A 12,299-nucleotide genomic window follows, 5' to 3' on the forward strand; every position below is an offset into this window, starting at 1 on the left:
TCACTCCTACTGATTCTTCAGTCGGCCCGGGCGACGATCGCGCGAGCCTGGGCGAGCAGCGGCGCGTCGATCATCTGACCCCGCACCTGGTAGACGCCGTTGTTGCCGGCCTCGGCCTCGAGTACCTCCCGGGCCCAGGCGATCTCGTCGTCCGTGGGCCGGTAGGCCGCGCGGATCACGGCCGCCTGCGAGGGGTGGATGCAGACGGTGGCGGCGAAGCCGAGCGCCACGGCGTCCTCGGCCTCCGCCGCGAGGCCCTCGGTATCGGCGATGTCGATGTGCACCGCGTCGAGCGCGAACTTGCCGTGCGCGGCGGCCGCGAGGCGGGTCGCCGACCGGACGTGCCGGGGGACGTCGCGGTAGGTCGCGTCGGCGAAACGGCTGGACCGCCCGCCCATCGCGGCCACCAGATCCTCCGCGCCCCACATGAGGCCGACGCACCGCGGATGGGCGGCGATCTCGTTGACGTTCACCGCGCCCAGGGGCGTCTCGATGAGCGCGATCACCTGCAGACCGTCGACCTGCGCCAACTTGTCCAGCTGGTGCGCCGACTCGGTCTTCGCGAGCATGACCACACGATAGGCCGTGCGGCGCAGCGCCTTGATGTCTTCGGCGAAGTCGTAGGTGCCGAAGGCGTTCACCCGCACGATCGTCGTCGCCGGGTCGAGATCGCCCGCGATCAACGCCTCGCGGGCCGCGGGCCGCGCGTCGGCGGTGACGGCGTCCTCCAGGTCGAGGATCACCGCGTCGGCGCGCTCGGCCGCCTTGGCGTACCGCTCGGGCCGATCGGCGGGGCAGAACAGGATCGCGGGGCCGGGCGGCTGCCAGGCGGGCGCGTTCAGGTCATCGTGGTGGAACATCTACGCCCCCTCGCCCGACGGTGCCCGGCGCACCAGAGTGGACCGCTCGGCCACGGCGACGACGGCACCGTCCTGGTTGCGCGCGACGTGCCGCAGATTGACGATGCCCTCGCCCGGCCGCGACTTCGACTCCCGCTTGCCCGTGCACAGCGTCTCCGCGTACAGGGTGTCGCCGGCGAACACCGGCGCGGGGAAGGCGATCTCGGAGAAGCCGAGGTTCGCGACGAGCGTGCCCTGCGTGAGCTGCGCGACGGACAGGCCCACCAGGGTGGAGAGCGTGTACATCGAGTTCACCAGGCGCTGGCCGCCGAAGCCAGGCTGCTGCGCCGACCAGTGCGCGTCCAGGTGCAGCGCCTGGGTGTTCATGGTCAGCTTGGTGAACAGCATGTTGTCGGCCTCGGTGACGGTGACGCCGGGCCGGTGCTCGTAGAGCACGCCGTCCTCGAACTCGTCGAACCACAGGCCGCGCTGGGTGACCCGCCGCACGGGCTCCTGCTCGCTCATCCCTGCAGCCCCAGCGAGCGGGCGATCAGCATGAGCTGCACCTCGGTGGTGCCCTCGCCGATCTCGAGGATCTTCGAGTCGCGGTAGTGCCGGGCGACGGGGTACTCGTTCATGAAACCGTAGCCGCCGTGGATCTGGGTGGCCATGCGCGCGTTGTCCATCGCCGCCTCCGAGGAGATCATCTTGGCGATGGCGGCCTCCTTCTTGAAGGGCTTGCCCGCCAGCATGAGGCGGGCCGCCTCGTAGTAGGCGACGCGCGAGGTGTGCGCCCGCGCCTCCATCCGGGCGATGGCGAAGGCGATCGACTGGAACTCGCCGATCGGCTTGCCGAAGGCGTTGCGCTCCTTGGCATACTTCACCGACTCGTCGACGCAGCCCTGCGCGGCACCGGTGGCGACGGCGGCGATGGCGATGCGGCCCTCGTCGAGGATGGAGAGGAAGTTCGCGTAGCCGCGCCCCTCCTCGCCCAGCAGGTTCTCCGTGGGCACGCGCACGTCGGAGAAGCTCAGCGGGTGCGTGTCGGAGGCGTTCCAGCCCACCTTGTTGTACGCGGGCTCCACGGTGAAGCCGGATGTGCCGCTGGGCACGATGATGGTGGAGATCTGCTTGCGACCGTCGGGCTTGGTGCCGGTCACCGCGGTCACCGTCACCAGGCTGGTGATATCAGTGCCGGAGTTGGTGATGAACTGCTTGGAGCCGTTGATGACCCACTGATCGCCGTCCCGCTTGGCCGTGGTCTGGGTCCCGGAGGCGTCCGAGCCGCAGCCGGGCTCGGTGAGTCCGAAGCCGGCCAGGTTCTCACCCGCGGCCAGGGAGGGCAGGTACTTCTGCTTCTGCTCCTCGGTGCCGAACTTGTAGATCGGCATGGCGCCGAGACCCACGCCGGCCTCCACTGTCATGGCGACCGACTGGTCGACGCGGCCGAGCTCCTCCAGCGCGAGGGCGAGGGCGAAGTAGTCGCCGCCCATGCCGCCGTACTCCTCGGGGAAGGGCAGGCCGAACAGGCCCATCTGGCCCATCTGCTTCACGACCTCGTACGGGAAGGAGTGCTCCTCGTCGTGCTTGGCCGAGACGGGCGCGACCACCTGGTTCGCGAAGTCGCGCACCGTGTCCCTCAGGTCGGCGTAGTCCTGGGTCAGTTCCATATCAGTTCTCTTCCGTTTCGGTAGCCGTGACGGTCGCGAGCACCTGGGCCGCGGTCACCTTGTCTCCTGCGCGCACCGCGATCGCGACCACGCCGTCGTGCGGCGCGATCAGCGGCTGCTCCATCTTCATCGCCTCGATGATCACCAAGGTCTCGCCCTTGGTCACCGTCTGGCCGTCCTCGACCGGCACCGCGACGACGGCGCCCGGCATGGGGCTCACGACGTCACCGCCGTGCACACCGTCGCGATCCTTCGACGTGGACTTCGCCAGCGGCAGTTCGTACGTGCCGTCCTCGCCACTGACCCAGTAGGTTCCGCGATCCAGCGCCACGGTGACCGGCGTCGAGAAGCCGTCCACCACGAGCCGCTCGCCGACGATCCGGGCCGTGCCGGACCAGTCCAGCCGCGGCTCCTCGCCGGTGCTGCGCACCGTCACCGCGTCGCCCAGGACCGAGGCGTCGGCACCGTCGAACCGGACGACGGTGGGCGTTGCGCCCCCGATGCGCCAGCCGGTCTCGGAGCCCCACGGGCCCGCGCCGCGGGAAGCGGCGACCGCGGTGAGCGCGGCGGCGGCGTAGGCGCGCACCGTCGGCTCGGGGCGGGTGTAGGTGGGCGCCAGGCGATCCAGCAGCTCGGTGTCGAGCCGGCCCGAGACGACGTCGGCGTCGGCGAGGACGAACCGGCAGAAGTCGACGTTGGTCCGCAGCCCGGTGAGCTGGGTGCCGGCGAGGGCCTCGTCGAGCCGGCGCAGGGCCTGCTCGCGGTCGTCGGCGTGCACGATCACCTTGGCGAGCATGGGGTCGTAGTCGCTGCCGACGACGCTGCCGGCCTCGATCCCGGTGTCCACGCGGACGGGCCCGCGCCGGTCGCTGCGCGGGTACCGCAGCGCGGTCACGGTGCCGCCGGTGGGCAGGAAGCCCGCCGCGGGATCCTCCGCGTAGACGCGGGCCTCCACGGCGTGCCCGGTGAGCACGATGTCGTCCTGCGTGAGCGACAGCTCCTCGCCGTTCGCGACCCGGATCTGCTGCTCCACCAGGTCGACTCCGGTCACCAGCTCGGTGACCGGGTGCTCGACCTGCAGGCGGGTGTTCATCTCCATGAAGAAGAAGGCGTCGGGCCGCTTGGCCGAGACGATGAACTCGACGGTGCCCACACCCGTGTAGCCGACGGAGCGCGCGGCATCGCAGGCGGCGCGGCCGATCTCGGTGCGCGTGGCCTCGTCGAGCAGCGCCGACGGGGCCTCCTCGATGACCTTCTGGTGGCGGCGCTGCAGCGAGCACTCGCGCTCGCCGAGGTGGATCACGTTGCCGTGCTTGTCCGCCAGCACCTGCACCTCGATGTGGCGCGGGGTGTCCACGAAGTGCTCCATGAACAGCGTGTCGTCGCCGAAGGCGGCGGCCGCCTCGCGGCGCGCGGCGGCCACCGCGGCCGGCAGATCCGCCGGGTTCTCGACCCGGTGCATGCCCTTACCGCCGCCGCCCGCGCTGGGCTTGATGAGCACGGGGAAGCCGATGCCCTCGGCCGCGCCGATGAGGTCGGCGTCCGTGAGGCCCGGGCGGCTGATGCCGGGGACCACAGGCACGTCGCGCTCGACCACGGCTGCGCGCGCGGTGATCTTGTCGCCCATCGTCTCGATGGATTCGACGGGCGGGCCGAGGAATTCGATGCCGGCCTCCGACAACGCCCGCGCGAAGGCGGCGTTCTCGGAGAGGAAGCCGTAGCCCGGGTGCACCGCGTCGGCGCCGGTGGCACGCGCGGCCTCGACGACCTTGTCGATGCGCAGGTAGCTGTCGGTGGCGGCCGCCGGGCCGAGGCGCACGGCCTCGTCGGCGAGCTTCACGTGCCGGGCGTCGGCGTCCGCGTCGGAGTACACCGCGACGCTGGCGATGCCCAGGGTGCGCAGGGTGTCGATGACGCGGCAGGCGATCTCGCCACGGTTCGCGATCAGGACCTTCTCGATCTTGCTCATATCTCTCATCACATCCGGAAGACGCCGTAGGAGACCTCGGCCAGCGGCGTGCGGGATGCCGCCTCCAGCGCGAGGCCGAGGACGGTGCGGGTGTCGGCAGGGTCGATCACGCCGTCGTCCCACAGCCGGGCCGTGGAGTAGTAGGCCTGCGACTGCCGCTCGAACTGGTCGCGCACGCCCTGCTTGAACTCCTCCATGCCCTCCTGCTCGCGGCGGACGGAGCCGAGAGTGTCGGCGGCCTGCGGGCCACCCATGACGGAGATCCGCGCGTTGGGCCACATCCACAGGAAGCGCGGCGAGTAGGCGCGGCCGCACATCGAGTAGTTGCCGGCACCGAAGGAGCCGCCCACGATCACCGTGAACTTGGGGACGCGGGCACAGGCGACGGCGGTCACCATCTTGGCGCCGTGCTTGGCGATGCCGCCCTCCTCGTACTGGCGGCCGACCATGAACCCGGTGATGTTCTGCAGGAACAACAACGGGATCCGGCGCTTGTCACACAGCTCGATGAAGTGCGCGCCCTTCTGGGCCGCCTCGGCGAAGATCACGCCGTTGTTGCCGATGATGCCCACCGGGTGGCCGTGGATCCGCGCGAAGGCGGTCACCATGGTGGTGCCGAAGAGCTCCTTGAACTCGTCGAACTCGCCGTCGTCGACGATGATCTCGATCAGCTTGCGTACGTCGTAGCCGATCTTCGGATCCGTCGGCACCACGTCGTACAGGTCCGTCTGTGGGCGGCGGGCCGGCAGCGCCGGGCGTACGTCCCACTGCCGCTCGCCGACCGGGCCGAGGCGACCGACGATCTGCCTGACCTTCTCCAGCGCCTCGTCGTCGGAGTCGACCAGGTGGTCGGTGACGCCGGACTTGGTCGAGTGCATGAAGCCGCCGCCGAGATCCTCGGCGGACACGTCCTCGCCCGTGGCCGCCTTCACCAGCGGCGGGCCCGCGAGGAAGATGGTGCCCTGGTCGCGGACGATGATCGTCTCGTCGCTCATGGCCGGCACGTAGGCGCCGCCCGCGGTGGAACTGCCGAGCACGGCGGCGATCTGCGGGATGCCTGCGGCGCTCATCGTCGCCTGGTTGTAGAAGATGCGGCCGAAGTGCTCTCGATCGGGGAAGACCTCCTCCTGGTTGAGCAGCATGGCACCGCCCGAGTCCACGAGGTACACGCAGGGCAGCCGGTTCTGCGCCGCGATCTCCTGAGCGCGCAGGTGCTTCTTCACGGTGACCGGGTAATACGTGCCGCCCGAGACCGTCGCGTCGTTGGCGACGATCATCACCTGCCGGCCGGAGACCGTGCCGATACCGGCGACGGCACCCGCCGAGGGGGCCTTGCCCTCGTACATGCCCTCGGCCGCCAGGGGCGCCACCTCCAGGAACGGGCTGCCCGTGTCCAGCAGCCGCCGGATCCGCTCGCGGACCAGCAGCTTGCCGCGGCTCTCGTGCCGGGCGCGCGCTCGCTCACCGCCGCCCTGCGCCACCCTGTCGAGCCGCATCCGCAGCTCGGCGACGTTCGCCTCGTGTTCCTCGCGGAATGTCACGCCCACTCCTTTGGGTTATTCATCATTAACTGAAAATGAGAATATGTGAGCCCGGCCACCATGTCCAGTCTTACTCGGGGGTAGCTTCCGCGCGGCGGATTGCGCGGCTTCGTCGGGCTAGACGCCCAGGGCGGCGAGGGCCTTGTCGCGCAGCAGCGCGCGCAGCCGGGGCTGCGGCAGCGCCGGCAGGCTGGGGGCGGCGTTGATCAGGCCGAAGACGGCGTGCACGACGGCGCGGTTGTCCACCGGGTCGCCGCCGAGCGCGGTGAGGGCGTCGGTCCAGATCTCGACGTACTGCCGCTGCAGCCGACGCACTCGGCGCGCCGACTCCGGCGCCAACGACCACATGTCGCGGTACTGCACGCGGATGAGATCCGGCTCGGAGGCCGCGAAGTCGACGTGGAAGTCGACGAGGTCGTACAGGGCCTGCCGTGGGTCGCCCGCACGCTCCTCCACGACCCGGCGGCCACCGTCGTACAGGTACTCGGAGATCTCCACGAGGAGGGCGGCGAGCACGTCCTGCTTGCCCGCGAAGTGGCGGTACATGGCGGGCCCGGAGACGCCCGCCGCCGCGCCGATGTCCTCGAGGCGCACGCCCGCGAAGCCGCGCTCGGCCATCAGCGCTGCGGCCGCGGCGAGCAGTTCGCGGCGCCGGGCCGCCTTGGCGCGCTCGCGCGCGGTCCCCGCCTCGGGCCCTCCCGCGCCGGACCGGCGGGTCGTCGGTACCTCCATGGCGGGCCACACTACTCGGCTTGCCCCGCTAACGACCCCGTGTCATGCTTGTTCCGCAAGGCGCCAATCGTTCGCTGAGGCTCCTTCGCGGAAACAGGCCAGCGACCCCGAACGTCGAGAGACGCCCCGGGTCAGGACAGGCGCATCCGGCTTAAGGGTGCTCCCCGATTGGCTCCCGTTCACGGGTTCACGCCGCGAAGTGCTGAAGGTCTGACGTGGAGGGGCGCACTTTCTTCACTCTCCCTCCCGGCGCGCGGCAGTCGAACCGACGGAGGTGATGCAATGCCCGACGACAGTCGTAGTCGATCGCTCGGCGCTTCCCGCATCACCGCGGGAAGCCGCTGAGCGCACCATGATCCGGGCCGGAGGCCCGCCTCGCCGACGGCGCACCGTCGGCCCCGTCGTACCGCCTCCGTCCCACTGACATCTCCACACCCCACTCCGCCGCGCCCCCTGGGTTGCGGCGCAGTGGCGCGTGCCCGGACGAGGGGAATCACCATGCACGCCACCACCACCATCGCCCAACTCGACATCCTGCTGCGCATCGTCGCGGGCGTCGGCTTCGGCACCCTGATCGGACTCGAGCGCCAGTACCGCGCCCGCATGGCCGGCCTGCGCACCAACGCGTTGGTCTCCGTCGGCTCCGCGCTCTTCGTCGTCCTGTCCGCCTACGGATTCGAGGGCGGCGACCCCACCCGGGTCGCGGCCCAGATCGTCTCCGGCATCGGCTTCCTCGGCGGCGGCGTGATCCTGCGCGACGGCCTCACCGTGCGCGGGCTGAACACCGCCGCGACGCTGTGGTGCTCCGCCGCCGTCGGTGCGCTGTCGGGCGCGGGGATGTACATCCCCGCCGCGATCGGCACCATCGTAGTCATCGGGGTGAACACCGCGCTGCGCTCTGTCGGGCACGCCGTGGACCGCGCGCCCGACAACGGCAAGGAAGCGCCCAGCCGGTACGAATTCGTCGCCGTGACACGCGACGAGAACGAGGCGCACGTCCGGGTGATGTTGGTACAGGCGCTCAGCCGCACCGTCTTCCACCTGCAGTCGATCAGCAGCGTCGACACCGCCGACGGCAAGGTGGAGGTTCACGCAACGCTCGCCGCCGACGGCCGCGACGACCGCGCGCTGGAGACCGCGATCAGCCAGCTCAGCATGGAGCCGTCAGTGACAGCCGTGCGCTGGGACGCCCTGCCCGAGCGCGAAGAGGAGGACCTGTGAGCACCCTCACCGCTCCCCCGCTCGGCGGCCGGCGAACCGAGCGCGAGGGCCGCCGTTCCCTCGTCGCCGACGTGCTCGTGGTCGCCGGTGCGGCCGCACTGATCTGGCTGACGATCCGCGTCGGCCAGGGCATGGGTGCGCCGATCGACCTGGCGCACAGCACCACCCGCGTCGACACCGACCCGTCGAACCTGCCCTACTACGCGCTGCGATCCCTGCTACGCATGTTCCTGGCACTCGCGGCGTCGATCGTCTTCACCTTCGGCTACGCCCTGCTCGCGGCGCGGTCGCGGCGGGCTCGCGCGGTGCTGCTGCCGCTGCTCGACGTGCTGCAGTCGGTACCGATCCTCGGCTTCCTGTCGGTGACCGTCACCGTCTTCCTCGCGCTCTTCCCCGGGTCCACGCTGGGCCTCGAGTGTGCCGCGGTCTTCGCGATCTTCACGTCGCAGGCCTGGAACATGACCTTCGCCTTCTACCAGAGCCTGATCAGCCAGCCGCGCGAGCTCGGCGAGGCCGCCCGCGACCTGGGACTGTCACGCTGGCAACGGTTCTGGCGGCTCGATGTGCCCGGCGGCATGATCCCGCTGGTCTGGAACGCCATGATGAGCTTCGGCGGCGGCTGGTTCTTCCTCACTGCCTCGGAGGCCGTCTCCGTGGCGGGCGACGAGTACGCCCTCCCCGGCATCGGCGCGTACGTCGCCACCGCGTCCTCCGATGGTGACCTCGGCCGCGTCGGGTGGGCGATCGCGGCGATGATCGTGGTCATCATCGGGGTCAATCTACTGTTCTGGAGCCCCCTGACGGCCTGGGCCGAGCGGTTCCGACTCGAGGACTCCGCCACCGGCCGCATCCCGCGGTCCGCAGTGCTCACCCTCCTGCATCGCTCGCACGTCACGGACGCGGTGCGGCGCGCCGCCGCCCCGCTGATCGCGGGACTGGACCGGGTCTTCGCGGTGTTCGGCCGGACCGGGACCACGGCGCCCGCGGGCCCGCGGCGGACCCGCCTCGGCGACCTCGCGTTCGGCACCGTCGTCCTCGCGGTCCTGGCGTACGGCCTGTGGCGGGCGCTGGAGGTGATCGTGCGCGACGCCGGACTCGCCGAGGTAGGGCACGTACTCCTTCTCGGCCTCGCGACGATGGCGCGGGTCGCGGTCGTCATGGTGTTCGCGACCGTCGTCTGGGTGCCGATCGGCGTGATCATCGGACGCAGCCCACGCCTGACCCGCGCTCTGCAGCCCGTCGTCCAGGTGTGCGCGAGCTTCCCCGCGAACTTCTTGTTCCCCTTGGTCACCGCGGTCCTCGTGGCGTGGAGCATCCCGCTCGACCTGGGCGGGGTCGTGCTCATGGCGCTCGGCACCCAGTGGTACATCCTGTTCAACGTGATCGCCGCGGCGAGCGCGATCCCCGGCGACCTGCTGGAGGCGGCCGACGACATGCGGCTGCCCCGACTGCTGAAGTGGCGGTACGTACTGCTGCCCGGCGTCTTCGCCGGCTACGTCACCGGCGGGATCACCGCCGCCGGCGGCGCCTGGAACGCCTCGATCGTCGCGGAGGTCGTCTCCTACGACGGCGAGACCCACCACGCCTACGGGCTCGGCGACTACATCGCCCAGGCCACCGCGGCCACCGGCCCTGACCACACCTCCCACCTCCTCCTCGGGATCGTCGTGATGTGTCTGTTCGTGGTGGGCACCAACGCCGCCCTCTGGCGCCGTCTCTACCGCACCGCCGAACGCCGCTACTCCCTCTAGCCACCCCTTATTAATAGGAGTCGTTCCATGACCACCACGCTCGCCACCCCGCTGATCCGCCTGAAGGGCCTCACCAAGAGCTTCGAGGGCGCCCACGGCGACACCCTGACCGTGCTCGACGGCATCGATCTCACCGTCGAGCACGGCGAGATCGTTGCGCTGCTCGGCCGGTCCGGCTCGGGCAAGTCCACGCTGCTGCGCATCATGGCGGGGCTGATCCCCGCGACGTCCGGCACCGTCGAATCCGACGGTGCGCCGCTGTCCGGGCCCAACCCCGCCACCGCGATGGTCTTCCAGTCCTTCGCGCTGATGCCGTGGCTGACCGTCCAGGACAACGTCGAATTGGGCCTGACGGCCCGGAACGTTCCGCGCGCCGAGCGCCGCGCCCGGGCATTGGAGGCGATCGACACCATCGGCCTCGACGGCTTCGAGTCCGCGTACCCGCGCGAGTTGTCGGGCGGGATGCGCCAGCGAGTCGGCTTCGCCCGGGCCCTCGTGCTCGAGCCGGACCTCCTGCTCATGGACGAGCCCTTCTCCGCCCTCGACGTGCTGACCGCCGAGAACCTCCGCGGCGAGCTCGTGGAGCTGTGGGGCCGCGACGACTTCCCCACCCGAGGCGTGTGCATCGTCACCCACAACATCGAGGAGGCTGTGCTCCTTGCCGATCGCGTCGTCGTGCTGGGCTCCAAGCCCGGCCGCATCGTCCACGAGACCCGGATCGGTCTCCCGCGCCCGCGCACACGCACGGCGCCGGAGTTCGAGGCGATCGTCGATGAGCTGTACGGGGCGCTGACTGGCCGTCACGCGGAGACCGCGCACGAGCCCGACCCCGTCGAGGCGACTCCCGTGAGCCGGCCGCTCCCCGACGCGACCGTCGACGGGATCGCAGGCCTTCTGGAGCTGGTGGCGGCGCACGGCACCACCGCCGACCTCCCCGACCTCGCTGCGGACCTCAACTTCGAGCTCGACGACATCATGCCGCTCGTCGACGCTGCGGCCATGCTCGACTTCGCCGAGGTCACCGGGAACGACATCGGCCTGACCGAGCACGGCCGCACCTTCGTCGGCGTGCCGCTCGCGGACGCCAAGGAGGTGTTCGCGCGGCAGGCCGCCGAGCGGGCCCCACTGGTGCGGACCGTGCTGCGGGCGCTCCGGACGGCGCCCGACGGCGCGCTCCGCAGCGGCTTCTTCCTGGACCTGCTCCGGCGGGGCTTCGGCCCGGACGACGCCGAACGCCAGCTGCGGCTGGCGGTCGACTGGGGGCGATACGGCGAACTCTACGATTACGACGCGGACGGTGGCCGGATCCTGCTGGACCAGCAATAACACATAGTGACCTGAACCTTTGTGATCTCACTGTGACCAAGCACACATTCGACCGAACCGCCCCCCCTGGAGGTTGTCTCGCCGCAATCATTTCGTTATCGTCGACGGGACGCGGATCACGAAGCGGTCACGATGAGGGCATCGTCCGATCACCAAATGGTCCGAAGTGCGGTTTTACGGTTGGAGTAGGCGAGATATGACACGGAGTCGCGAGAACCACGTCCGCTGGCAAGGCGGCACGCAGGTCCTCGATGATGAGTCGATCACCGCGATCATCCCACTGGATGAGCTCGAGACACGCCTCGAGGAGGCCTACTCCGAGACCTGGACCGACGCGCCGGACGACACCGGCCTGGTCTACCGCCCCTCCAGCTCCGAGGTCACGCAGGACCTCATGATCCCCGAGGTGCTGTTCACCGGGGACACCGAGCTCGACGCGCCCGAACTGGACGAGATCGAGGACACCGCACTCCTCGGCTCCCCGGAGGCCGCCCCCGAGCTGGTCCTCGCGCCGGTCCGCAAGGGCGGCAAGCACCGCGTCCCCACCGCTCCGCACGCCCTCAAGGGCCGCGCCGCTCTGCTCGCGCTCGCCGCCGGCGCCAGTGTCGCCGGCGCCGCCGTGGTCAACGCCACCGGCAGCGACGCCCCGTCTACCTCGCAGCAGCCGATCGTCCCGCCCGCCGCGAGCCCCGAGGCCAACGCCGGCCGCCAGGCGCCCCTGCCCGCAGCGCAGGACACCGAGCAGTTCACCGCAGGCCTCGCGGGCGGGAAGGCCCGCAAGGACGCCGACGACAAGCGCATCATCGACTCGATGCGCCCGAAGGTGACCGCCCCCGTGAACGGCGCCACCCTCACCTCGAACTTCGGCACTCGCTGGGGCGCCATGCACGGCGGCCTCGACCTGGCTGCCCCGCTCGGCACCCCCCTGTTCGCGGCCTCCGACGGCGTGGTCACCGACGCCGGGCCCGCTTCGGGCTTCGGCATCTGGATCAAGATCCGCCTGTCCGACGGCACCGTGCTGGTCTACGGCCACATGTACAACGTGAACGTCCAGGCCGGCCAGACCGTGAAGGCGGGCGACCTCATCAGCTGGGTCGGCAACAACGGCTACTCCACCGGCCCGCACCTGCACTTCGAGGTGCACAGCCCGGGCGGCGCGAAGCTGGACCCGCAGGCCTGGCTCGCAGAGCGCGGCATCCGCGTCTAGAACCCACACGAACGCTGAAAGGCGCCCCGGAACACCGGGGCGC

10 protein-coding genes and 1 riboswitch are annotated in these 12,299 nt (G+C 70.7%); of the genes, 4 read left to right on the forward strand and 6 right to left on the reverse strand.

Going from position 1 to position 12,299, the window contains the following annotated elements; all coding sequences use genetic code 11:
* Positions 1 to 17: 17 nt before the first annotated feature.
* From HNP44_RS13185 to HNP44_RS13210, 6 genes are all read right to left on the reverse strand, one after another.
* A complete protein-coding gene (locus HNP44_RS13185) occupies positions 18 to 860 on the reverse strand; it encodes an HpcH/HpaI aldolase/citrate lyase family protein (RefSeq protein ID WP_259140878.1) in 843 nt (280 codons plus the stop codon).
* Positions 861 to 1,364 carry a MaoC family dehydratase gene (locus HNP44_RS13190; RefSeq protein ID WP_224649506.1) on the reverse strand — a complete coding sequence of 168 codons (504 nt, stop codon included), beginning with the start codon at positions 1,362 to 1,364 and terminating at the stop codon, positions 861 to 863.
* On the reverse strand, positions 1,361 to 2,509 hold the full coding sequence (locus HNP44_RS13195; protein ID WP_259140880.1) for an acyl-CoA dehydrogenase family protein: 1,149 nt from the start codon (positions 2,507 to 2,509) through the stop codon (positions 1,361 to 1,363). Before HNP44_RS13195 ends, HNP44_RS13190 begins: the two co-directional genes overlap by 4 nt.
* A 1-nt stretch (position 2,510) precedes the next feature.
* Positions 2,511 to 4,487 (reverse strand): acetyl/propionyl/methylcrotonyl-CoA carboxylase subunit alpha, encoded by a 1,977-nt coding sequence (locus HNP44_RS13200; protein WP_374758780.1) that lies wholly within the window; start codon positions 4,485 to 4,487, stop codon positions 2,511 to 2,513.
* Entirely contained in the window at positions 4,487 to 5,974 is a 1,488-nt protein-coding gene (locus HNP44_RS13205; protein WP_259141177.1) for a carboxyl transferase domain-containing protein, read from the reverse strand. Before HNP44_RS13205 ends, HNP44_RS13200 begins: the two co-directional genes overlap by 1 nt.
* Positions 5,975 to 6,136: 162 nt before the next feature.
* Positions 6,137 to 6,751, reverse strand: a complete 615-nt coding sequence (locus HNP44_RS13210) for a TetR/AcrR family transcriptional regulator (RefSeq protein ID WP_259140883.1) — start codon at positions 6,749 to 6,751, stop codon at positions 6,137 to 6,139.
* A gap of 59 nt (positions 6,752 to 6,810) precedes the next feature.
* A riboswitch (M-box (ykoK) riboswitch) is annotated at positions 6,811 to 6,979 on the forward strand.
* Positions 6,980 to 7,267: 288 nt separating this feature from the next.
* Here HNP44_RS13210 and HNP44_RS13215 point away from each other — a divergent pair.
* The 4 genes from HNP44_RS13215 (at position 7,268) to HNP44_RS13230 (ending at position 12,256) form a co-directional block, all read left to right on the forward strand.
* On the forward strand, positions 7,268 to 7,972 hold the full coding sequence (locus HNP44_RS13215; protein WP_259141178.1) for an MgtC/SapB family protein: 705 nt from the start codon (positions 7,268 to 7,270) through the stop codon (positions 7,970 to 7,972).
* A complete protein-coding gene (locus HNP44_RS13220; RefSeq protein WP_259140885.1) occupies positions 7,969 to 9,723 on the forward strand; it encodes an ABC transporter permease in 1,755 nt (584 codons plus the stop codon). The genes HNP44_RS13215 and HNP44_RS13220 overlap by 4 nt, the downstream gene beginning before the upstream one ends.
* A gap of 27 nt (positions 9,724 to 9,750) precedes the next feature.
* On the forward strand, positions 9,751 to 11,049 hold the full coding sequence (locus HNP44_RS13225) for an ABC transporter ATP-binding protein (RefSeq protein ID WP_259140887.1): 1,299 nt from the start codon (positions 9,751 to 9,753) through the stop codon (positions 11,047 to 11,049).
* A 196-nt stretch (positions 11,050 to 11,245) separates the two neighbouring features.
* Positions 11,246 to 12,256, forward strand: a complete 1,011-nt coding sequence (locus HNP44_RS13230; protein WP_259172130.1) for a M23 family metallopeptidase — start codon at positions 11,246 to 11,248, stop codon at positions 12,254 to 12,256.
* The last annotated feature ends 43 nt before the right edge of the window (positions 12,257 to 12,299 follow it).

The organism is Tsukamurella ocularis, assembly GCF_024807615.1.
GTDB classification, from domain to species: Bacteria; Actinomycetota; Actinomycetes; order Mycobacteriales; family Mycobacteriaceae; genus Tsukamurella; species Tsukamurella ocularis.